At 50.1% G+C, this 23,138-nt stretch carries 20 protein-coding genes, 2 tRNA genes, 1 rRNA gene and 1 riboswitch; of the genes, 15 read left to right on the top strand and 8 right to left on the bottom strand.

Translation table 11 applies throughout. The features are described 5' to 3' along the window. Positions 1-8: 8 nt before the first annotated feature. From rrf to HA49_RS17875, 3 genes are all read left to right on the top strand, one after another. Positions 9-124 (top strand): 5S ribosomal RNA (rrf, locus tag HA49_RS17885). A gap of 100 nt (positions 125-224) precedes the next feature. Continuing rightward, positions 225-301 (top strand) — tRNA-Asp (locus tag HA49_RS17880). An 8-nt stretch (positions 302-309) separates the two neighbouring features. Continuing rightward, positions 310-385, top strand: a tRNA-Trp gene (locus HA49_RS17875). A 123-nt stretch (positions 386-508) separates the two neighbouring features. On the opposite strand, the gene hdfR is transcribed toward HA49_RS17875, so the two are convergent. Beyond that, positions 509-1,333, bottom strand: a complete 825-nt coding sequence (gene hdfR / locus HA49_RS17870; protein WP_038015731.1) for an HTH-type transcriptional regulator HdfR — start codon at positions 1,331-1,333, stop codon at positions 509-511. Between the two features lie 121 nt (positions 1,334-1,454). On the opposite strand from hdfR, the gene HA49_RS17865 reads away from it, so the two are divergent. Then, the gene (locus HA49_RS17865; protein WP_038015729.1) at positions 1,455-1,793 is read left to right on the top strand and encodes a MaoP family protein; all 339 of its coding nucleotides are present in this window, start codon (positions 1,455-1,457) and stop codon (positions 1,791-1,793) included. A gap of 73 nt (positions 1,794-1,866) precedes the next feature. Here HA49_RS17865 and HA49_RS17860 read toward each other — a convergent pair whose 3' ends face one another. Then, positions 1,867-3,387, bottom strand: a complete 1,521-nt coding sequence (locus tag HA49_RS17860) for a YifB family Mg chelatase-like AAA ATPase (protein WP_038015726.1) — start codon at positions 3,385-3,387, stop codon at positions 1,867-1,869. A 327-nt stretch (positions 3,388-3,714) separates the two neighbouring features. Between HA49_RS17860 and ilvL the strand changes: the two genes are divergently transcribed. The 6 genes from ilvL to ilvA all read left to right on the top strand — a co-directional run bounded on the left by ilvL (position 3,715) and on the right by ilvA (position 10,282). Next, complete coding sequence (gene ilvL, locus HA49_RS21060) at positions 3,715-3,813, top strand: ilv operon leader peptide (protein ID WP_071780145.1); 99 nt, start codon at positions 3,715-3,717, stop codon at positions 3,811-3,813. 149 nt (positions 3,814-3,962) lie between these two features. Beyond that, entirely contained in the window at positions 3,963-5,609 is a 1,647-nt protein-coding gene (gene ilvG, locus HA49_RS17855; RefSeq protein WP_038015724.1) for an acetolactate synthase 2 catalytic subunit, read from the top strand. Beyond that, a complete protein-coding gene (gene ilvM / locus HA49_RS17850; RefSeq protein ID WP_038015721.1) occupies positions 5,606-5,869 on the top strand; it encodes an acetolactate synthase 2 small subunit in 264 nt (87 codons plus the stop codon). The genes ilvG and ilvM overlap by 4 nt, the downstream gene beginning before the upstream one ends. A gap of 12 nt (positions 5,870-5,881) precedes the next feature. Further along, on the top strand, positions 5,882-6,811 hold the full coding sequence (gene ilvE, locus HA49_RS17845) for a branched-chain-amino-acid transaminase (RefSeq protein WP_038015719.1): 930 nt from the start codon (positions 5,882-5,884) through the stop codon (positions 6,809-6,811). A gap of 66 nt (positions 6,812-6,877) precedes the next feature. Continuing rightward, positions 6,878-8,728, top strand: coding sequence for a dihydroxy-acid dehydratase (gene ilvD, locus HA49_RS17840; protein ID WP_046791939.1), 1,851 nt, complete (start codon positions 6,878-6,880; stop codon positions 8,726-8,728). Between the two features lie 6 nt (positions 8,729-8,734). After that, positions 8,735-10,282 (top strand): threonine ammonia-lyase, biosynthetic, encoded by a 1,548-nt coding sequence (gene ilvA, locus HA49_RS17835; protein WP_038015717.1) that lies wholly within the window; start codon positions 8,735-8,737, stop codon positions 10,280-10,282. On the opposite strand, the gene ilvY is transcribed toward ilvA, so the two are convergent. Next, entirely contained in the window at positions 10,283-11,164 is an 882-nt protein-coding gene (ilvY, locus tag HA49_RS17830) for an HTH-type transcriptional activator IlvY (RefSeq protein WP_038015841.1), read from the bottom strand. A 162-nt stretch (positions 11,165-11,326) separates the two neighbouring features. On the opposite strand from ilvY, the gene ilvC reads away from it, so the two are divergent. Continuing rightward, entirely contained in the window at positions 11,327-12,805 is a 1,479-nt protein-coding gene (gene ilvC, locus HA49_RS17825; RefSeq protein WP_038015715.1) for a ketol-acid reductoisomerase, read from the top strand. Between the two features lie 168 nt (positions 12,806-12,973). On the opposite strand, the gene HA49_RS17820 is transcribed toward ilvC, so the two are convergent. The 3 genes from HA49_RS17820 to yhjD form a co-directional block, all read right to left on the bottom strand. Continuing rightward, positions 12,974-13,597 carry a LysE family translocator gene (locus HA49_RS17820; protein ID WP_038015713.1) on the bottom strand — a complete coding sequence of 208 codons (624 nt, stop codon included), beginning with the start codon at positions 13,595-13,597 and terminating at the stop codon, positions 12,974-12,976. Positions 13,598-13,723: 126 nt separating this feature from the next. Beyond that, positions 13,724-15,058: an MFS transporter gene (locus HA49_RS17815; protein ID WP_038015709.1), complete on the bottom strand. Its 1,335-nt coding sequence runs from the start codon at positions 15,056-15,058 to the stop codon at positions 13,724-13,726. 267 nt (positions 15,059-15,325) lie between these two features. Further along, a complete protein-coding gene (yhjD, locus tag HA49_RS17810; RefSeq protein WP_038015707.1) occupies positions 15,326-16,363 on the bottom strand; it encodes an inner membrane protein YhjD in 1,038 nt (345 codons plus the stop codon). Positions 16,364-16,681: 318 nt separating this feature from the next. Here yhjD and HA49_RS17805 point away from each other — a divergent pair, with 318 nt between their 5' ends. Further along, positions 16,682-17,305, top strand: a complete 624-nt coding sequence (locus HA49_RS17805; RefSeq protein ID WP_038015704.1) for a glutathione S-transferase family protein — start codon at positions 16,682-16,684, stop codon at positions 17,303-17,305. Between the two features lie 203 nt (positions 17,306-17,508). On the opposite strand, the gene mqo is transcribed toward HA49_RS17805, so the two are convergent. Further along, on the bottom strand, positions 17,509-19,152 hold the full coding sequence (gene mqo / locus HA49_RS17800; protein ID WP_038015702.1) for a malate dehydrogenase (quinone): 1,644 nt from the start codon (positions 19,150-19,152) through the stop codon (positions 17,509-17,511). A 513-nt stretch (positions 19,153-19,665) separates the two neighbouring features. Then, on the bottom strand, positions 19,666-19,908 hold the full coding sequence (locus tag HA49_RS17795) for a DUF1158 family protein (protein WP_038015700.1): 243 nt from the start codon (positions 19,906-19,908) through the stop codon (positions 19,666-19,668). A 338-nt stretch (positions 19,909-20,246) separates the two neighbouring features. Here HA49_RS17795 and mntP point away from each other — a divergent pair, with 338 nt between their 5' ends. The 3 genes from mntP to HA49_RS17780 all read left to right on the top strand — a co-directional run bounded on the left by mntP (position 20,247) and on the right by HA49_RS17780 (position 22,453). Then, the gene (gene mntP / locus HA49_RS17790; protein WP_038015697.1) at positions 20,247-20,819 is read left to right on the top strand and encodes a manganese efflux pump MntP; all 573 of its coding nucleotides are present in this window, start codon (positions 20,247-20,249) and stop codon (positions 20,817-20,819) included. Positions 20,820-20,938: 119 nt separating this feature from the next. Further along, positions 20,939-21,015: riboswitch (Fluoride riboswitch) on the top strand. A gap of 93 nt (positions 21,016-21,108) precedes the next feature. Continuing rightward, the gene (gene crcB / locus HA49_RS17785) at positions 21,109-21,486 is read left to right on the top strand and encodes a fluoride efflux transporter CrcB (RefSeq protein WP_038015694.1); all 378 of its coding nucleotides are present in this window, start codon (positions 21,109-21,111) and stop codon (positions 21,484-21,486) included. A 148-nt stretch (positions 21,487-21,634) separates the two neighbouring features. Continuing rightward, entirely contained in the window at positions 21,635-22,453 is an 819-nt protein-coding gene (locus HA49_RS17780; RefSeq protein WP_052752545.1) for a sugar phosphate isomerase/epimerase family protein, read from the top strand. The last annotated feature ends 685 nt before the right edge of the window (positions 22,454-23,138 follow it).

The following is a 23,138-nucleotide window of genomic DNA, read 5'->3' as shown; positions in this document are numbered from 1 at the left end:
AGAATTTGCCTGGCGGCTAGAGCGCGGTGGTCCCACCTGACCCCATGCCGAACTCAGAAGTGAAACGCCGTAGCGCCGATGGTAGTGTGGGGTCTCCCCATGCGAGAGTAGGGAACTGCCAGGCATCCAATTACGACCAGAACAGTGGTCATGACTTTTACCGTGACGGGTAAAAGGTGAAATACCTGGGTTCAGACAGTTTCTGAGTTCAGTACAGAATCGGTGGAGCGGTAGTTCAGTTGGTTAGAATACCTGCCTGTCACGCAGGGGGTCGCGGGTTCGAGTCCCGTCCGTTCCGCCACCCTATTTAGGGGCGTAGTTCAATTGGTAGAGCACCGGTCTCCAAAACCGGGTGTTGGGGGTTCGAGTCCCTCCGCCCCTGCCAGAAAAATCAATCCTTTGCTTAGCAAAGGATTTTTTTTTGCCTGAAATTCACTCATCAGTAGTCTCTGCTGACCGGATTTCGCCGGTCATGTTACCCGTTATGGCATGTAAAGAGCGGAAACTGTTAGCGGGAAACTACCGGAACCTTTAGCAGCTGTTTGAGTGCTGACTGTTGATCACTATTTTGCAGCCAGACAGCATACAGTGGCCGTACCACGGTAGCCGTATCTGCCACCTGGACCAGATCTTTGTACAGTGTTTGCCAGTATTCAGGCAGGAATGCACAGGCCTCCGTGGTATGCAGTAAGTCACGGGCGATGTGGGCTGAAGTGGTGGTCAATACCGGGGTATCTTCGTTGCCAGACAGATAAAACTCATGCTGATGAAAATCGGCACCCCATTCCAGCTTGATATAGCGATATTTCTCCTTTTTCTCTGAATGTCGCGAGCGGAACAATGCCAGCGAAATATGGCCAATTTGCTGACTGGATAACTCATCCATTTTTGGGGCTTCAGTAGTAATCAGTACATCGAGCTGTCTTTCATGAATCTGTTTAACCAGGAGGTGCCTTTGCGCGACTCTGGCCTCGATATGCAGATTCTCTCTGGTCTCATAGAGACTTTTTAGCCACGGGGTCAGGTAGGCCTCCCATAGCGCAGTACTGGCACCAATGGTCAACTCATGGTGCGTGAGCGATAGTGATACCTCTTTTTTAGCGATTTGCCACGTATTCATCAGCGTTTCAGCATAGGGCAGCAAACGCTCCCCGGCAGAAGTCAGGCGTATGTTGTTGCGATGACGGGTGAACAGATTTACACCCAACTGATTTTCCAGTTGGCGAATGCGAAAACTTACTGCTGACTGAGTCAGATACAATGCTTCTGCAGCTCTTCCAAAATGGCGTGTTCTGCTTACTTCCAGGAAAGTTTTCAGCAATTCAGTGTCCACAATCACATCTCCAAAAATACTAATCGTATTGATTTAAATCTTTTGTTTTACACTTTGTCAAGCGTATCTAATACTCCGCGCCATAAATCACACGACCATAAAAGAGTTAGGAGCGTGTAAAATGACGGATAGCTTTACCACAACCAATCGTTTTTTTGATAACAAAAACTACCCGCGCGGGTTCTCACGCCACGGTGATTTTACCATTAAGGAAGCTCAGTTACTTGAGCGTCATGGCTTTGCCTTCAACGAACTTGATCTTGCTAAGCGTGAGCCAGTGACCGAAGAAGAACGCCGCTTTGTCGAAGTTTGCCGCGGTATACGTGAGCCGGAAACGGAAGCAGAACGTGTCTGGTCTAAATACATGGCCAGAATTAAACGTCCAAAACGCTTCCACACGTTGTCTGGCGGTAAGCCGCAGATGGATACCGTCGAAGAGTTTAATGACAGCGACGATTAAGACAGAATATCAGAAAGGGCCTGTGGCCCTTTTTTTATGCCTGATATTGGCAGGTCAACTGTCACCCTGTCTGTCATGACTGCTGCTTATGCAGGCGCTGTAGTAACCTGTCCATCGCCCGATAACTTAGTGCTTCCTGCAGATGCTGCCTGGAAATATCCGGCTGTTGCTGAAGATCTGCCAGAGTTCTGGAAACTTTCAGAATTCGCTGCCATGCTCTGACTGAAAGCCCGAGTGCCAGTAATGCCTGTTCAAGCCACTGTGCATCTGCGACGCTTAGCTGGCAAAATTTTCTGACCTCTCTGTTATCCATTAACGCATTTACTTTTCCTGCTCTTCGCTGCTGCAATTCCCGGGCTTTAATGACTCTTTGACGAACCCGGGCCGATGACTCTGCTACATGGCGTTGCTGAGCAAGAGTTCCCGGGGGCAACAGGGGAACTTCAAGGGAAAGGTCAAACCGGTCCAGAAAAGGCCCTGAGAGGCGATTCAGATAGCGTAGCAACTGGCTGAGTGTCTGCCGCTGGTGAATGCCTTCGTAGCTCCCTGAGGCACCAGGATTCATGGCTGCTATCAGCTGAAATCTCGCCGGATAGGTAATTTTTGCCTTCGCCCGGGAAATGGCGATGACGCCTGATTCCAGAGGTTCTCTCAATGAGTCGAGCGATTTGCGCTGAAACTCCGGCAGTTCATCAAGAAACAATACTCCATTGTGTGCTAACGAGATTTCTCCCGGCAGAGGTAGCGAGCCACCGCCAACCAGAGCAAACATCGATGAACTATGATGTGGAGCGCGAAAAGGGCGATCGGTACAGAGTGTTGCAGGGGGAATATCCCGACTCAGGCTTAGCAGGGCGGTACATTCAAGTGCCTCATCACGGCTGAGCGGTGGAAGAATGCCAGGCAGTCTGGTTGCCAGCATTGTTTTTCCGGTTCCTGGCGGGCCTATCAACAGCAGATTATGGCCACCTGCAGCAGTGATCTCCAGTGCGCGTCTGGCGTGCTGCTGACCAATGATATCCTGAAGATCCGGATGCTGGCGACGCGGGACGGGCAGGTTATTTTCGGCCTTTGGCAGTTCACTCTTGCCATGCAGGAAGTGACAGATATTGAGTAAGGTATCTCCCACATAGCAGGGTCCCTGGGTGACTAATCCTGCTTCGGCTTCATTAGCCCGGGAGAGTATCATGGTTCGTTGGTCATTCAGTGCGGCCAGTACCGCAGGAATAGTCCCTCTGACCGCTCTCAGAGAGCCATTCAGCGCCAGTTCTCCCAAAAACTCCAGCTGCATAAGAGATGATGCCGGGATCTGCTCTGAGGCGGCCAGAATCGCAATAGCGATGGGTAAATCATAGCGACCTCCTTCTTTAGGCATATCTGCCGGGGCAAGATTGACGGTAATACGTCTGGCGGGAAAATTAAACCCGCTGTTAATCATAGCACTACGTACCCGTTCTCTGGCTTCTTTTACTGCTGTTTCAGGAAGGCCAACCAGGGTTAGTCCGGGTAATCCACTACTCAGGTGGGCTTCGATGGTCACCAACGGGGCACTAACGCCAATACTCGCCCGGGTCATTACTCTGGCTAATGACATATTCTCTCCTTGTGTTAAATGGCAGTGTAAAACGCCGGCTGGAAATGTTGCGGGTAAAATGACCATTTTTGCGTGACGATGCATAAAAAGCCTACCTGCAAGGAGATGGTTTTCGCTTAAACTGTGAGCGCCTGCAGTCGGTCCTCTGTTTTTCTGCCAAAAAAAACACCAAAAATGTTTTTTACATATAACTAATACTTATCAGTGGGTTAAAAAAATCTACCGGGTTGAAATGGAAATTAAACACAGAAAAAAGTTGTCACCGATCATAAATCTATGGTAACTCTTTAGGCATTACTTCGAATTAAGCGAATTATTGTACTTATTATGAAAGCCCTTCTACGAGTGATTAGCCTGGTCGTGATTAGTGTGGTGGTGATTATTCTACCATCGTGCGGGGCTGCACTCGGAGAAAGAAAGGCTTAGAAATCAAGTCTTAATCGAAAGAGAACCCCCGCACCGACAGGTCCGGGGGTTTTTTTTGGTCTTAAGGTCTTACAGTATTTTAATGTGGAGCAGAAGATGAAACCTAGCACAAAATTCTGTTGTTCCCGGCAAAAGGCAGGAGAATAGCCATGACTGGAGCACAGTGGGTAGTTCAGGCATTACGGACACAAGGGATTCAGACCGTTTTTGGGTATCCGGGCGGGGCAATTATGCCAGTGTACGATGCGCTGTATGACGGAGGTGTGGAACACCTGCTGTGCCGGCATGAACAAGGTGCGGTAATGGCAGCCATTGGTTATGCCCGGGCAACAGGAAAAACCGGAGTGTGTATTGCAACCTCTGGTCCGGGAGCCACGAATCTGATTACCGGACTGGCCGATGCAATGATGGATTCCGTTCCTGTGGTCGCTATCACCGGACAGGTCTCTTCTGCTGTCATGGGTACCGATGCCTTTCAGGAAATCGATGTCTTAGGTTTATCGCTGGCCTGTACCAAACATAGTTTCCTGGTACAGTCACTGGAAGAGCTGCCAGCGGTATTGGCCAGTGCTTTCGAAATTGCAGCTTCTGGTCGACCGGGCCCTGTTCTGGTAGATATTCCTAAAGATATTCAGCTGGGTTCCGCAGACTTTGTTGAGCGCCAGCCACAACCCGCTGACATGATGCCATTGCCGGAGGGTGATCTGGCCGAGGCTCGCCGACTCATGGCTCATGCGAAGAAACCGGTGATTTATGCCGGGGGAGGAGTGGGCATGGCCGCGGCTGTTCCGGCACTGCGTCAATTTTTGGAGATGACCGGTATTCCTTCTGTATGCACACTGAAAGGCCTGGGAGCCGTTGCTGCAGAGGATGAAACCTATCTGGGCATGCTGGGCATGCATGGCAGCAAGGCGGCAAACCTGGCGGTTCAGGAATGTGATTTACTGATTGCTGTCGGCGCCCGCTTTGATGACAGGGTTACCGGAAAACTGGATACCTTTGCACCTAACGCCGCTGTCATTCATCTGGATATTGACCCTGCCGAACTGAATAAACTGCGCAGGGCACATGTATCTTTGCAGGGCAGCCTGCAGCAGTTGTTGCCGGCCTTAAGTCAGCCAATGGATATCGCAGAATGGCGAAGTTCCACAGCGGCGATGAAGCGCGATTTTTCTCCTGCTTATAACCATCCAGGGGAAGCCATTTTTGCCCCGGCATTATTAAAAACCCTCTCAGAACGAAAATCCCCGCAGACTATTGTGACGACCGATGTGGGTCAGCATCAGATGTGGGCTGCCCAGCATATGGACTTTGATGCACCGGATCGTTTTATCACCTCGAGTGGCCTGGGAACCATGGGATTTGGTTTGCCGGCAGCGATTGGGGCACAGGTCGCCTGCCCGCAGGATCCTGTGGTCTGCGTGTCGGGTGATGGCTCGATAATGATGAATATTCAGGAGTTGGGTACAATTAAACGGCGTAAACTGCCGGTAAAAATCCTGCTGCTGGATAACCAACGACTGGGCATGGTGCGCCAGTGGCAGCAATTATTTTTTGACCAACGCTACAGCGAAACTTATCTGACGGATAACCCGGACTTCCTGACCCTGGCGAGTGCCTTCGGTATCCCGGGACAAAGAATCAGCCGTAAAGACCAGATTGATGGTGCGCTGGACGCTATGCTGAACAGTGACGGTCCCTATTTCCTGCATGTCAGCATTGATGAGTATGAAAACGTCTGGCCATTGGTTCCACCTGGCGCCAGTAATGCCGATATGATGGAGGAAACCTTATGAACCAGCATCAATTGTCTATCGAAGCGCAGTCCCGCCCTGAAATATTAGAGCGTATTTTGCGGGTGGTTCGCCACCGGGGTTTCCGCATCTGTGCCATGAATATGTCTCAGGCGCATGACGGTTTCCAGGTCAGTATCGCCATGACCGTAACCAGTCTGCGTCCGGTTGATTTACTGACAACGCAACTTACCAAACTGATGGACGTGACCAGCGTCCGGGTTACACAACAGACAACACAACAAATCCACGCCGAAGCGTAAAAGGACAAAAAAATGAGTACTAAAAAAGCAGAGTTTATCTGGTTCAACGGGGAAATGGTTAAATGGGAAGAGGCCAAAGTCAGCGTCATGTCTCATGCACTGCACTATGGTACTTCGGTCTTTGAAGGTGTGCGTTGCTATGATTCGCACAAGGGGCCGGTTGTCTTCCGCCACCGTGAACACATGCAACGTCTGCGTGACTCTGCCAAAATTTATCGCTTCCCTGTCTCACAGAGCGTTGATGAGCTGATGGAAGCCTGCCGTGAAGTCTTACGCGTCAACAATCTGAAAAGTGCGTATATCCGTCCACTGGTATTTGTTGGTGATGTCGGCCTGGGCGTTAACCCACCAGAAGGGTTCAGCACTGATGTGATTATTGCCGCGTTCCCCTGGGGAGCTTACCTGGGTGCTGAAGCGCTGGAGCAGGGTATTGATGCGATGGTTTCTTCCTGGAACCGTGTGGCAGCCAATACTATTCCTACCGCAGCAAAAGCCGGCGGTAACTACCTCTCCTCTTTGCTGGTTGGCAGCGAAGCACGTCGCCACGGTTATCAGGAAGGTATTGCCCTGGATGTGAATGGTTATGTGTCTGAAGGGGCAGGTGAGAACCTGTTTGAAGTCAAGGATGGCATTCTGTTTACCCCGCCATTCACCTCTTCAGCGTTACCGGGAATTACCCGTGATGCCATCATCAAACTGGCTGCGGATCTGGGTATTGAGGTTCGCGAACAGGTTCTGTCCCGTGAATCACTGTATCTGGCGGATGAAGTCTTTATGTCAGGGACGGCTGCCGAAATCACCCCGGTGCGCAGTGTTGACGGAATTCAGGTAGGTGAAGGCCGTTGTGGTCCGGTGACGAAGCGTATTCAGCAGGCGTTCTTTGGCCTGTTTACCGGTGAAACAGAAGATAAATGGGGCTGGCTGGATCAGGTCAACCCATAATAATTCGACAGATAACGCGGACAGAAAATGTCCGCGATTTTATTTTCAGACTGGAGTAAACAGAGCATGCCTAAGTACCGTTCCGCTACCACCACCCATGGTCGCAATATGGCGGGAGCCCGCGCACTGTGGCGCGCGACCGGAATGACTGATGATGATTTCGGCAAGCCGATCATTGCAGTTGTTAACTCATTCACACAGTTTGTTCCCGGCCATGTTCACTTACGTGATCTGGGGAAACTGGTTGCCGAACAAATTGAAGCTGCCGGGGGTGTCGCCAAAGAATTTAATACCATCGCTGTTGATGATGGTATCGCCATGGGTCACGGCGGGATGTTGTATTCACTACCGTCGCGTGAACTGATCGCTGATTCTGTAGAGTATATGGTCAACGCGCACTGTGCTGATGCGATGGTCTGTATTTCTAACTGCGACAAAATCACCCCGGGAATGCTGATGGCGTCTCTGCGTCTTAACATTCCGGTCATCTTTGTCTCAGGTGGCCCGATGGAAGCCGGTAAAACCAAGTTGTCTGACCAAATCATCAAGCTGGATTTAGTGGATGCGATGATTCAGGGCGCAAATCCGAATGTCAGTGATGCTGACAGTGAGCAGATTGAACGTTCTGCCTGCCCTACCTGCGGTTCCTGTTCAGGGATGTTTACCGCTAACTCAATGAACTGTCTGACAGAAGCGTTGGGTCTGTCTCAGCCGGGGAACGGCTCTCTGCTGGCAACCCATGCGGATCGTGAGCAGTTGTTCATCAATGCAGGTAAACGTATTGTTGGCCTGACTAAACGCTACTATGAACAGGATGATGTTTCTGTACTGCCGCGTAATATTGCCAGCAAGGCTGCTTTTGAAAACGCGATGACGCTGGATATCGCGATGGGCGGATCGACAAACACGGTTCTGCATCTGCTGGCTGCCGCTCAGGAAGGCGAAATCGATTTCGATATCTCTGATATTGACCGGTTGTCCCGTAAAGTTCCTCATCTTTGTAAAGTGGCGCCGAGCACTCAGAAATATCACATGGAAGACGTACACCGTGCCGGTGGCGTCATCGGGATTCTGGGTGAGCTGGATCGCGCAGGACTACTGGATACTTCTGTTCCAAACATCCTGGGTACGACTCTGCGTGAGACCCTGGATAACTACGATATCATGCTGACATCCGATGAAGCAGTGAAAAAAATGTACCGCGCCGGCCCTGCGGGTATCCGTACTACCAAGGCCTTCTCTCAGGATTGTCGCTGGGATACGCTGGATGATGACCGTGAACAGGGGTGTATCCGTACCCGTGAGCATGCGTTTTCTCAGGACGGTGGGCTGGCTGTACTCTATGGCAACCTGGCGCTGGATGGATGTATTGTTAAAACTGCCGGTGTTGATAAAGAAATCCTGACCTTCCGTGGACCGGCGAAAGTCTATGAGAGCCAGGATGATGCGGTAGAAGCTATCCTGGGTGGAAAAGTGGTTGCCGGAGATGTTGTGGTGATCCGCTATGAAGGTCCAAAGGGTGGCCCGGGGATGCAGGAAATGTTGTATCCAACGACCTATCTGAAATCGATGGGGCTGGGCAAAAGCTGTGCATTGATTACCGACGGGCGTTTTTCCGGAGGAACGTCGGGCCTGTCTATCGGGCATGCGTCCCCTGAAGCGGCCAATGGTGGGGCAATTGCCCTGGTAAAAGATGGCGATACCATCGATATCAATATTCCTGCCCGTACTATCAGCCTGGATATTAGCGAAGCAGAAATCGAAGCTCGTCGTGCGGCAGAAGAAGCTCGTGGCAGTGCGGCATATACCCCGCATGATCGTCAGCGTGAAGTTTCTTTCGCACTGCGTGCTTACGCTTCCCTCGCGACCAGTGCCGATAAAGGTGCCGTACGCGATAAGAGTAAGTTGGGAGGATAACGGATCATGGCTGCTTCCAAACCTCTTTCTTCCGCACCTACGGGTGCGGAGTATCTTCATGCCGCCTTACGCTCTCCGGTTTATGAGGTTACTCAGGTCACTCCGTTACAGAAAATGGAGAAACTGTCAGCGCGACTCGGCAATACCATCGTTGTAAAACGTGAAGATCGTCAGCCGGTTCATAGTTTTAAATTGCGTGGAGCTTACGCAATGATTGCCGGCCTGAATGAACAGCAAAGAGCACAGGGTGTGATTACTGCTTCGGCAGGTAATCATGCTCAGGGAGTAGCGCTCTCTGCCAGTCGTCGGGGAATAAAATCTCTGATTGTCATGCCGGTGGCGACTGCGGACATCAAAGTGGATGCAGTGCGTGCTTTTGGCGGAGAAGCATATCTGTATGGTGCTAACTTTGATGAAGCCAAAGCGAAAGCCATAGAACTGGCAGAGCAACATGGGTACAGCTTTGTGCCTCCGTTCGACCACCCGGCGGTCATTGCCGGGCAGGGAACACTGGCTCTTGAGTTACTGCAACAGGATGCGCACATTGACCGGATTTTTGTGCCGGTGGGCGGTGGCGGTCTGGCTGCTGGTGTGGCGGTGGTGATTAAACAGTTGATGCCGGAGATCAAAGTGATTGCGGTAGAGGCTGAGGATTCTGCCTGCCTGAAAGCAGCTCTGGATGCCGGAGAACCCGTCGATTTACCGCGGGTCGGGCTGTTTGCTGAAGGTGTGGCGGTGAAACGGATAGGCAATGAAACCTTCCGCCTGTGCCAGCAATATCTGGACGATATTGTGACCGTAGACAGTGATGCTATCTGTTCAGCGATGAAAGATATTTTTGAAGATGTGCGTGCCATTGCCGAACCTTCCGGAGCACTGGCACTGGCAGGTATGAAAAAATATATTCAGCAGCATGACATTAAAGATGAGCGACTGGCGCATGTGCTTTCCGGGGCGAATGTGAATTTCCACGGACTGCGTTATGTCTCAGAGCGTTGTGAGCTGGGAGAACAGCGGGAAGCCTTGCTGGCCGTTACTATCCCGGAACAACAGGGCAGCTTTCTGAAATTCTGTCAGATCCTTGGCGGACGCGCAGTGACCGAATTCAACTACCGTTATGCCGATGATCAAAATGCCTGCATCTTTGTCGGAGTCCGCTTAACCCGTGGGCTCGAAGAACGTGGCGAGATTGTTCGCCAACTGAGCGAAGGTGGCTACCAGGTCGTTGACCTGTCTGACGACGAAATGGCGAAGCTGCATTTGCGCTATATGGTCGGGGGGCGCCCGGGTAAACCATTGAAGGAAAGGCTGTACAGTTTTGAGTTTCCGGAATCTCCCGGCGCATTGCTGAAATTCCTGCAAACCCTGGGGACTCACTGGAATATTTCGTTGTTCCATTACCGTAGCCACGGTACGGATTACGGCAGGGTGCTGGCGGCCTTTGAACTGAGCGATAATGAACCACGCTTCGCTGAGCATCTGACCGCCCTGGGTTATGACTTTCATGATGAAAGTGATAACCCGGCGTTCCGTTTCTTCCTGGCCGGACGGTAATTACAGTAAATCCCAGAATGCATTCACCAGCGGCTCTCCGAGCCGCTTTTTCTGCACACAAACCCCCAGCTCCAGGGGTTCACCGGTATCACTTAGCGGCAGCGACATAATACGGTTACGGACCGGTTCAGGGCTGTTATCCAGTACGACTAACGGCAATAACGCCACTCCACATCCCAGTGCGACCATCGAGACCATCGCCTCATGCCCCGCGACCGTGGCATAAATCATGGGGTTGGTAATTTTTCGACGACGCAGCCAAAGATCAACACTGCGCCGCACCGGTCCCTGTTCAGGAAAGATAAACGGAATACTGCTCCAGTCGGGGTCTGCCTCACTGACTGCACTGCGAACCGGGCAGGGCAGGGCTGGGGCAATCAGTGCCAGCGGCAAGACATCCAGTGGGTTGAATGCAATCCCGGAAGGCAGTGATTCAGGTTTTCCGGCAATTGCAAGGTCCGCTTCACCCGAACTGATTTTCTGCACCGCATCCGAGGGGTCACCGGTAGATAATTTAATTTCAACCTGTGGGTGTTCAGCGCGGAAGCGATCGAGAATCGGTGGCAGGTGGCTGTAAGCTGCGGTGACCGAACAAAACAGATGCAACTCTCCGCTCAGTGAGGGGCTGTTGAGGTCCATTAAATGTCGCAGCTGCTGGTAATGCAGCAGAGTCTGGCGGGCAAACTGGCTGAATGTCTCCCCTGCCTCGGTGAGGGCAACTGAGCGGTTATCCCGGACAAATAACGGATGACCGACCTCTTCTTCCAGCCGTTGAATCTGGCGCGATAGCGTAGAAGGGCTGACATGTATGGCTCGTGCAGTTTGCCCGAAATGTCGACTTTCTGCCAGATGAAGAAATAATTTCAGGTCGCGTAAATCCATCATTGCCTGTCCTGGTAATGTATTGCACTTATTGCAATATGACGTTGTTAATATATCAATTTAAGCAATAGAAATCCTGACATATGATGGAGGTATTCTCAGTGATGCAATCAATGCCGCTGAATACCTGATAAATACAAACACAACCAAACCGGAGTACCCATGGCTAACTATTTCAACACTCTGAATCTGCGCAACCAGTTATCGCAGTTAGGCAAATGCCGCTTTATGAATCGTGACGAATTTGCAGATGGCGCCAGCTTTCTGAAAGGCAAAAAAGTCGTGATTGTCGGCTGTGGTGCTCAGGGGCTTAACCAGGGTCTGAATATGCGTGATTCCGGTCTGGATATTGCTTATGCCCTGCGTACAGAAGCGATTGCCGAGAAACGTGCTTCATGGCGTAAAGCCACCGACAATGGTTTTAAAGTAGGTAGCTATGAAGAGTTAATCCCACAGGCGGACCTGGTGGTTAACCTGACTCCGGACAAACAGCACTCCGCCGTTGTCCAGGCCGTTCAGCCGCTGATGAAAGATGGTGCTGCACTGGGCTATTCACATGGTTTTAACATTGTTGAAGTTGGCGAAACTATCCGTAAAGACATCACTGTAGTGATGGTTGCACCAAAATGTCCGGGCACTGAAGTCCGTGAAGAATATAAGCGTGGTTTCGGTGTTCCTACCCTGATCGCGGTTCACCCTGAAAATGACCCGAAAGGTGAAGGTCTGGCAATTGCGAAAGCGTGGGCAGCAGCGACCGGTGGTCACCGTGCGGGTGTTCTGGAGTCCTCTTTCGTGGCGGAAGTTAAATCTGACCTGATGGGTGAGCAGACCATTCTGTGTGGTATGTTGCAGGCGGGTTCATTGCTGTGCTTTGACAAGCTGGTAGCAGAAGGTACAGATGCGGCTTACGCAGAAAAACTGATCCAGTTCGGTTGGGAAACTATCACCGAATCCCTGAAATTCGGCGGTATTACGCTGATGATGGATCGTCTGTCCAACCCGGCAAAATTGCGTGCTTATGAGCTGTCTGAGCAACTGAAAGAGATTATGGCGCCACTGTTCCAGAAGCACATGGATGACATTATCTCCGGTGCGTTCTCTTCCGGCATGATGGCTGACTGGGCGAATGACGATAAAGACCTGCTGACCTGGCGTGAAGAAACCGGGAAAACCCCGTTCGAAACCGCTGCTCAGTTCGAAGGTAAAATTGCTGAGCAGGATTACTATGACCAGGGCGTAGTGATGATTGCAATGGTTAAAGCCGGAGTTGAACTGGCGTTTGAAACCATGGTGGCTTCCGGCATTATCGAAGAATCAGCTTACTACGAATCACTGCATGAGCTGCCACTGATTGCTAACACCATTGCGCGTAAGCGTCTGTATGAAATGAACGTGGTTATCTCTGATACCGCTGAATATGGTAACTACCTGTTCTCATTTGCTGCGGTACCGTTGCTGAAAGACTTTATGGCTTCGCTGCAGACTGGTGACTTAGGCCAGGAAACCCTGAGCGGAAATGCGGTGGACAATGCGCAACTGCGTGATGTTAACGAAGCGATTCGCCACCATCCAATCGAAGCTGTAGGTAGCAAACTGCGTGGCTATATGACAGACATGAAACGTATTGCTGTTGCCGGCTAACTACACGCCATAAGCGACGTACTGTATTATCAGATGAACTGCCCTCCGTATTCGGGGGGCAGTTTTTTTTGTCTGCAATATTTATTGTGTCGCTGATAAGGGGCAGGCAGAAGTGGCGAATCGCTGTCTTTTACCGGTCCCTCCCACGAATGGGCCGGTGACAGGGAGTTAACGCTTACTAAAGGCCAGCTTTGCGGCGAATGACAGCAGAACGGCACCGGTAGCACGGTCCATGGTGGTGACGACTGCCGGGCGTTTGAAAAAGGCGCTCAGCGGCTGGGTTGCAGCAATCAATGTCATCAGCCAACTGATTCCCAGTAACATATGAATACCGACCAGTCCCAGAGTCCAGAAGAACAGTGAATGGCCCTGCGGAATAAACTGCGGTAAAAAGGATACGTAAAAAATACCGACTTTCGGGTTCAGCAGGTTACCGGTGATGCCACGCAACAGCCAGTTAGTGTCTTTTTTGAAGTGTTTGTCATCAGCACCGGCAATTCCTTTGCGCGGGCGCAGCAACATTCCAAGGCCCAGCCAGCAAAGATAGGCCGCTCCGCAATACTTCAGCACATCATAGGCCAGTTCAGAAACAGCGATCAAAGCGCCCAGTCCACAGGCGACGGCGAACCCCCACAGAATACATCCGATATTGATTCCCAGAGCAGCACGGACTGCCTGCTTACGCCCCTCAACAGTGGCAGTTCTCAGAACCAGCGCAGTATCCAGGCCCGGTGTCAGAGTCAGTAATCCGGCGGTGAATGTATAAGCAATCAGGCTTTCTGTGACAGTCATTATTCAATCTCACAAGGCAGGGGCAGAAGGAAAGGTTATAACAATTGCTGTCAGTACTGACAATGTATTCGCAGCAGCAGAGGCTGGAGAGAGGTTCTTCCCTTGGGTCAGGGAAGAACCGGTAAATCAGGTGGCATCAAATAAGGTCTGATGGCGGGTCTCTTTGCTGATAATGAGTGCCAGCAAGGTAATGACAGCCATAGTCCCCAGATATAAGCCGACCGCAAACAGTCCATACTCGGCTTTCAACCAGGTCGCGATGTAAGGAGCGACAGAGGCACCCAGGATAGACGACAGATTATAAGAGAATGAAGCGCCGGTATAACGAACTTCAGTCGGGAACAGTTCTGGCAGCAACGCTCCCATGGGGCCGAAGGTCAGACCCATAATGCTCAGACCGGCCAGCAGGAACAGCATCACCATTAATGACGAGCCGGAACTCAGCATCGCCGGGAACAGCAGTGAGAAACCAATCAACAATAAAGTGATAATAATCATGGTCCGACGGCGGCCAAAACGGTCAGCCAGCATTCCGGCAATCGGGATCGTGATTCCGAAGCCAATCACTGCAATCATCAACATCCACAGGAAACTGTTACGCGAGAAGCCCAGTCCGATCGGTGCCGGTGCAGTCCCGAAGCTCATCGAATAGACGGTCATAATATAAAACAGCGTATAAGTCGCCAGCATAATGAATGTGCCGAGCACAGTTGCGCCAAGGTGCTTTGACAGTAAAGTGCCGATGGGGACTTTGACCTGTTTGTTTTCTTTCTGAATTTTGGCAAACACCGGACTCTCGTGCAGCGAAACACGGACGTATAAACCGATAATGACCAGTATCGCAGAGCAAATGAAGGGCACTCGCCAGCCCCAGTCCATAAACTGCTGATCACTCAGCAACCACGAAAGGAGTAAAAAAGTACCGTTGGCGAAGAAGAAGCCAATCGGTGCGCCCAACTGAGGAAAAGAACCATATAAAGCACGTTTTTTTGCCGGGGCGTTTTCAGTCGCCAACAGAGCGGCTCCCCCCCATTCTCCCCCAAGCCCAAGCCCCTGACCGAAACGGGCCAGTGCCAGCAACAGAGGTGCTGCAACGCCAATAGTCGAATAAGACGGCAATAACCCGATAATTACAGTAGAAACGCCCATGGTCAGTAATGAGGCAACCAGCGTGGCTTTACGGCCGATTCTGTCACCAAAGTGACCGAAAATGGCAGAGCCGATAGGCCTGGCAACAAAAGCGATGGCGAAGGTCGCCAGCGACTGGAGTGTTGCTACCGTGGCATCCCCCTGAGGGAAGAAGATATGCGGAAATACAATGACCGCGGCGGTCGCATAAATATAGAAGTCAAAAAACTCGATGGCGGTACCTACCAGAGAGGCGACAAGCACTTTGCTTCTTGAATTCACCGGGGGAGATTCTGCAGGTGACGGGTAAGGCTCAGTATTGCTGCTTTGCATAATAATAGATTCTTATTTTTGTAACAGTGGACGAACCATATTACGCAGCTGTTTTATGGCCTTCAATCAAGAAACTCCCTGATTCGGCGCGGATGTGATGCTGAAAAGTCGATAATTTTTGAAGATTTGTGTTTGTTGAAAGATGGCAGTAGGGGGTGGTTTTTTTTAGAGTATTCCACTAATTTAAGGCCAAAAAAAAGTGAGGTGGTCACTTTAATCTGGCCTTTTTGTATTAAAAACATCCGCAGAGTGAAGTTTTTAACTGAATTAATTTTCTCTTACATTTTGAGATGTTTCATCCTGAGAACTGTTTTGCGGGTCGTTACCTTCCGTTGATGTGCCTTCATACTGAGCTGTCGCAATCCAGGCAGCACAAAACAGGGTCAGGCGTGCAAAAAAATAGAAAAAAGCCATCAGTCCCAGCACAGAACCAAATGCCGCCCCGGACGGTGATGAAGCCACTTTAGGCAGCATGATGGTCATAATAAACTTGATCACTTCAAAGCCAATGGCCGCCAACAAAGTACCCCGTAGCAATGCTTTTTTCGGTGGCTGGTGGCGTGGCAGTATCCAAAAGATCCACAGGAATATCAGGAAATTAGCCGAAACAGATATTGTCAGGGCAATAATAGTCATCACAGGGCGTAGCCAGTCAACATGGTCAAGACCCAGTGCATGCACAATCGCTGCCTGTGCAGACCCCGCAACTGACGTGAGTGACAGGGCAATGACCAGCGACAGCATAAGTCCGGTCAGAGAGATAAAGTCACGAATATATTTGCGCCATAATTTTTCGTGGTCACGCTCAGTTCGCTCCCAGACATCCCGCGACTGTGCACGTATGGCTTCGCGTAAATTACCTACCCAACTGATACCAGAATAGAGCGCCAGCAATAACCCCGTAATACCCACAGTGGTACGTTGCTGAATAGCGGTATTTACCGTGCTCTTTAATGTCCCTGCCAGGGTGGGGTCACTGATGCTGCTGACAATTTTTTCTATAAGTTCAGCAAGCAGGTTTTGGTTTGATGCCAGAACAAAACCGATGGCGGCAAAGGAAACCATTAAAATCGGGATGATCGACAGGAAGGAAAAGTAGGTAATAGCCGCACCAAACTGGCTTCCCAGCCGGTCATTAAAACGTTCAAGAGCCCGCAGAAAATGTGCAACCGCCGGTATTTTGCGAAACCAGTGAATGCCTTCCGAGGCGCGGGTGATTGAACGGTCAACTGACGGGTTACCGGTTTTAAGAAGGGGGGCCGGCTGCTGATTCTCTCCGTCGGGCGTGAGCTTTTTTTCCACCATGAACGTCAGGGATCCTTGTTTAAGTTAATGAATAACAGAATAAGTATAGCTGGCAAATTGCTCGGCGACTAACCGCTTATACCGGGGGCCTGACCCTTATGAGTTGGGCTGCTGGTATCCTACTGGCTCAGGTGGTGAGCCTATGCCCCCCGGAAATTCCCTGCCGGTTGTCAGGATCAGTGGACCTTCCGCCACGAAACCTTGTCCCGGTTGTGCGGATGGCTATTTTTACAGTCCCGGAGCCGCAGGTTGTATTATATTTACTCTTACAGGCTGGCAGATAGCTGGCTGTAGGCTGCTGACAGGAGAGAATAGCGGATGCTGGTCATTTACGGGAAAGAGACATCAATTAATGTCCGCAAGGTATTATGGTTATGTGAAGAACTGGATATTGTCTACCAGCGAGAAGACATCGGAGAGAACGACAATGTTAGTCGTTGTCCACAGTTGCTCAGAATGAATCCAAACGGGATGGTGCCTGTGATCCGTGACGAGGATTTTGTGTTATGGGAATCTAATACCATCCTGCGTTACCTGGCAAATTCACGGCAGGCCGAAGCACTTTACCCGGTGGAACCACAACTGCGGGCGCGGGTTGACCAGTGGATGGACTGGCAAGCGACCGAACTGAATACCTCATGGCGGTATGCTTTTACCGCACTGGTCCGTCAGTCGCCTGGTCACCAGGATCCACAATTGCTGGCCGCGGCCTGTAAAGGCTGGAATTACACGATGGGTATACTCAACCAACAACTGGAGAAAACCGGTAGTTATGTCGCCAGTGATGATTTCACGCTGGCAGATATTCCGGTCGGGCTGGCCGTGAATCGTTGGTATGAGACTCCGCTGGAACGACCAGATTACCCGGCAGTCCGACAGTATTATCAGTTGCTCACCGAACGACAAGGCTATGTGCTTTGGGGACGAAACGGAACTCCATAATTCTGTCTGGCCGCATGAGCAGGCACACCAGAGAGAGTGTGTGCTTACTAACAATAGTGTCGGGAAAGTGACTGCCAGACCAGAGAACAGATTATGACTGCCATGCATAGTCAATACACTGCAGCCAACGGTGATGAGTGATTGCTGAAGGAGTTAACTCACTTTTATCTGCCGACAAAAGTGAGTAAGCATTCACTCTTTATTTACTTTCCCACGACATTCTCCGTGTCGTGGCCTTCATCATTCGCTGCCGGAACTGGCTGACTCACGGGGTCAGCGGCAGAAGACTCAGGTGCCCGGTAATCTAACTTCAAAATACGGCTGGTGGAGGATAATACCTGCTCGGTCGCGGCGACATCTCCGTCCAGAGAAGTACCGAAGGAGGGTATCATCTGGCGAATTTTTTGCTGCCATCCGGAAGAGGCCATTTCCGACGGGAAAATTTTACTCATCAAATCCAGCATGATTTTGGCTGCGGTTGAAGCGCCGGGAGAAGCACCCAGCAGGGCTGAAATAGTGCCATCCTGTGAAGTCACAATTTCGGTTCCCAGGCGTAATACGCCACCTTGTTTACTGTCATTTTCGATGATCTGCACACGTTGCCCGGCAGTCACCAGCCGCCAGTCTTCCGGACGGGCATTCGGTACATAATTTTGTAAGGCTTCCATCCGGTCATTATCGTTCTGTAACACCTGGCCGATAAGGTATTTGATCAGATTGATATTTTTGGTCCCTACCTGCAGCATTGGCAGCAAATTAGAGGCAGTCATGGAGCTGAACATGTCCAGCAATGAGCCCTGTTTGAGGAATTTGGTCGAAAAAGTCGCAAACGGGCCGAATAACAGGACCTGTTTTCCATCCAGCATACGGGTATCAACATGCGGCACCGACATCGGAGGTGCTCCGACACTGGCTTTTCCATAAACTTTTGCCAGATGCTGGCTGACCAGTCGTGGATTTTCGGTCACCAGAAACGAACCACCGACCGGAAAGCCGGCAAAGCGGCGGGCTTCCGGAATCCCGGATTTTTGCAACAGAGGTAATGCTGCACCGCCGGCCCCGATAAACACATGTCTGGCAATCAGTTGTCGCTGAGATTTTAATTGCAGATCCTGCAATGTGACCTGCCAGCGTCCGTCAGGTAAGCGACTAATTTCACGAACTTCCTGCCGGGTGCGTAATGTAAAGGTATCATTTTTCTGCAGTGCGCTAATCAACTGACGGGTAATTTCACCAAAATTTACATCGGTTCCGATTTCGGTACGGGTGGCCGCAATCCGTGTTCCGGGTTTACGACCTTCCATCAACAGAGGAACCCAGCGGGCAATTTGCTGTGGATCTTCTGAATATTCCATGCCGCGAAACAGGGTACTGGTTTTCAGGGCTGCAACCCGCTTACGCAGAAATTCCACATTATCATCACCCCAGACAAAGCTCATATGTGGGGTGGTATTGATAAAGGTTTCCGGACGATTCAGGCGACCCATTTCAACCTGAGCGGCCCAGAACTGACGTGAAATCTGGAAGGCTTCATTAATCGCGACAGCCTTACTGATATCAATTGAGCCGTCAGCTTTTTGGGGAGTGTAGTTCAGCTCGGCCAGTGCAGAGTGTCCGGTACCGGCATTGTTCCAGCCATTTGAGGATTCTTCAGCGACATCAGACAGCCGCTCCACCATTTCCAGCGTCCATTCGGGTTCCAGCTCCTGCAGAAAAGTTCCCAGTGTCGCACTCATCACACCGGCGCCGATCAGTAGCACATCAACGTCTTTTCCATGCTGAACCTTCTGCACGGCACCGGCGGCGGTACTCATGGCAAGAGAAAGGTTCATGGTTGATTTACACATGAGGCAATATCTCCTCTGGCTGTCAGGAGCCTGACCCTGACAGGTTTACCAGCAATATAAGGGGCCGTTTAGGTAAGCGATGGGCTTGTCTGACTGGCCAAAAGTTATCCTGTAATTTTTCCGGGCTACTGTGGCCAGGAGTTAATAGCAGGTTATATGTTTTACCTATGAATATAACATTTTTGCCCCGAATTTAAACAAGTGTTTGCCCGAGAGTTTTTAATAAATGATTAAATCCAAAATAACCTAAAAAACAGCATTTAATAAAATTAAATATGTTTATTTTCATATGGTTATTTTTTTTGTTGGTCAACGAGACTGAGAAAGCAGAACATAAAACCGTGAGCAAGCTCAAAAAAAAGCAGCTTATTAACTAATTGATAATAAAATATATTTATTGTGTTATTGGAGAGGGGAAAGTCGCGCAGTAATATAGCAGTTTTTGTATCTTTTTTGTTATCAGCTTGTTTCTCCCGGGCCAGGCCTCCCCGTTACCCGGGGAGAGGCTACCAGTCACTGGCGGGCAAATTTTCGCCACAGAAGACGGATTACAAAAAACTCCACCGCACCGAGCAATAAGAACCAGATTCCAAACACTATCGTGTACAGCTGGTTCAAATCCATAATGTGTAACACTGACATCAGCTTTTTCGCCAACGATAACCCGAAGGCGGGTGCAGGCAGCAATAATGCAGACAGGAACCCCAGTAATAATATACCTCCGGGGATAAGTAAGCTTTCGAGCGGATTTTTCATTGTGACCCTGCCAGGGCAAAAGAGATTACGAAGTATTCTCCGGGAATTTACACCAGGTTTCAATCGCCAGCCCGTTGCTATATGCGAGGGCACTTTGGTGTAGTACGGTGCCAATGGCTAAGCATAAGGTAGATTTTTACCGGGAGTTCCTTATTTTCCATTAACTTAGCACTAACTTAGCGAATGTTATGAAATATAGCCTTTGCTATAACTAACACCATGATTTTACTGTCTTTTTTAATTCATACAATCATGGTAAACTGCGCTTCATTCGGTGGCAGGTATTCATTGTCACCCCTTATATTGTCCTGAGAGACAAGTCTGAGCGATGAAACCTAATGGACGTGATTACCACAATTATACTTGCCTTTGGCATGTCGATGGATGCGTTTGCCGCAGCATTGGGGAAAGGCGCAACGCTCAAAAAACCGGGGATTAAAGAAGCCTTCCGTACCGGATTCATTTTTGGTGGAATTGAAATGCTGACCCCGTTGATTGGCTGGGGCATTGGCCTGGCGGCCAGCAAATATGTTATGGCATGGGATCACTGGATTGCCTTTATTCTGCTGTCTGTGTTGGGTGGCAGAATGGTGATTGGCGGATTCCGTCAGGGGGCTGCTGATGAATGTATAGCACCTGAACGTCATGGCTTTATGGTGTTGGCAATGACCGCGGTTGCTACCAGCCTGGATGCCCTCGCCGTCGGGGTGGGCCTTGCATTTTTGCAGGTCAACATTGTGGTGACTGCGTTTGCGATTGGAGCGGCTACGACCATTATGGCCACCACGGGAGTATTAGTGGGCAGGTTTATCGGCCCGTTGCTGGGAAAATGGGCCGAAGTGCTTGGCGGTGTGGTGCTGGTGGGTATCGGTTGTACCATCCTTGTCGAACATCTGGGGCTGTTGAGCTAATGACTGTTGTTGTTCGGTTATCTCGCCTTGTCAGGGAATATTGTCTGTTTATCGTTCACAGGTTATTATCCGTATTGCAGAACTCATTAGCGCTGACCTCCACGGAAAGCCGTACATGATGACTTCGGGGTGATGGTGTTCCACCTCAACCAACCGCCGCTCTGAGACCTGAGCGGCTGATGACGCCTGACATAATACTTAACCTGCCTGCGGGGGAGGTTGGTGTGTCAGGTGATTATGTCTGCCACTTCCCTTTTCCCCCTACGGCGCAATGATTCAGGAATCCGATATGTTCAATTCTTTCATAGCTGTTTTAGTGGGTGGTGGTGCCGGCTGTTTACTGCGCTGGTGGTGCGCCATGCGCTTTAATCCCTTGTTTGCCGATCTGCCACTTGGCACATTGCTGGTTAACCTGGTGGGTGGATTTATTATCGGCGGAGCGCTGGCATGGTTTGCCCGCCATCCACAACTGGATCCGGCGTGGAAATTGCTGATTACCACCGGGTTGTGTGGCGGTCTGACCACTTTTTCTACCTTTTCGGCCGAACTGATGGGAATGCTGCAATCCGGAAAATATCTGTGGGCGATGACCAGCGCCAGCCTGCATTTATTCGGAACACTGCTGATGACTTTTGCCGGCTTCGCGTTGGTCAACGTTCTTGGCTGAGCCGGTTAATAAGTAAATTTCATTAAGCTTTGATGGCAGATCCGTTAATGTGGTCACTGACAGAGTATTAAACACTGATCCCTGACCTTCCGCCCCGGTTACCCGCCGGAGGCGGCTGTATATACGTGCTTTGCGGAGGTGCTGTTTGATGGCCATTACTCGCTGGCTGAATACTTCCGGTTTTGCCGGGTTATTAAATGACGAACTGTTACTGCAGATACATGACGCCGGTTTTTCGCAGATTGACGCGTCACCCTCTGATTTATCCGCAGACCCCTCGGAGTCAGGGCTTATTATTGGTGAGAGATGCTCAATCCTGCTTCAACGCTATGGATTACATCTGACTCATTTGCGAACGCTGGAAAACTTTATTGGTGCCCCTCATGCCTTGCGCTGGCAAAGGCGTGAAGAAGTCCGTCAGAGCATTGCATTATCTTTGCAGGCCGGATGTGACACTCTGTTAGTCACACCCCCGGAGCATCCTGATTTTGTCGCAACACAGGTGGATGATGATATGCGATGGCTGGCTTCCGAGGCTGCCCGTTACAATATGAAGATCATCTACCAGCCACTCAGCAGTGGTTGTACAGACACTACTCTGCCTGTGGCTCTGGAACACCTGCGGCAACTGGGTCAACCCAATATTGGGTTGATGGTTGACTGGCTGCATATTGTGTCCCAGGGAGGAGACACCTCCTGGCTGGATAAAATCTCCACTGAACAGATCTACGCGGTGCAGTTTTATGATCCCCTGGACCTGCGGTTAAGCGTTGCCAGAAGTACTGTTGGCGAAAAGAAAGATAGTCCTCAGACGGAATTGTCCCGTTTTGCTGACAAATTAGATAGCTGCGGTTACACCGGCTCTGTGGGTATTGTCGCCAATCCTGCTGTGGGCTCAATCCAGCAACAATTAAATCAGGCAGCCAAAATACTTGCTTCGCTGGGGTACAGTAACTCAATATTTTGATAAAAGTACCGAACAGAGTACTCGGGAATGAGGCCGTCCGGGACAGACAGGATGTGTTCCGTCGCTCATTTTTAGGTGGCATTCTTTTTAAAGAATGCGATATGACCGTTACCCCATGAAATACAGCAAATCCAAAAATTTTTTCTGTACCTCAATATGGACCCTTTCAGTCGTAGTCGGGTGAACCTGGTGCGCACATTTTCCTAATTTGTAGCTCTCAGAAATGTTCTCAGTCATAAGTTTTTACGATGCCAGACCGAATTTACTTCTCTCCCGTCTTCACTGGCACTGTCGGAATCATTTTCTATCATACTGATAAAGTACACTATATATATCTTCTTGGATTTTCCCATTTCACCGAAAGTGAATTGCCCCCTCGGGATGCCCGGGGTAACCCATGCATTTTAAATAAGTAAACCCTTTTGTACATATCATTACTCAATCCCGTTAGCATTTCGATAATAATTATTTCTGAAGTTTTCATCAGGCTTTCAGCCGGTACCCGGGGCCGGGGTAAAATATGTAATCCTTGAATTTCATACCGAAAAAATAAAAAATAAAAATAATAAATTAAATTTATTAGTTAACCAGGACTTCAGGATTCGCGGCAGTTATTAAACTCATTGCTTCTTATACAATAGATATATAAGCAATCCGGATTATTATATTTCTTTTAAAATATGTA

This window comes from Tatumella morbirosei, assembly GCF_000757425.2.
GTDB classification, from domain to species: domain Bacteria; phylum Pseudomonadota; class Gammaproteobacteria; order Enterobacterales; family Enterobacteriaceae; genus Tatumella; species Tatumella morbirosei.
This window is presented reverse-complemented; position numbering and strand designations above follow the sequence as displayed.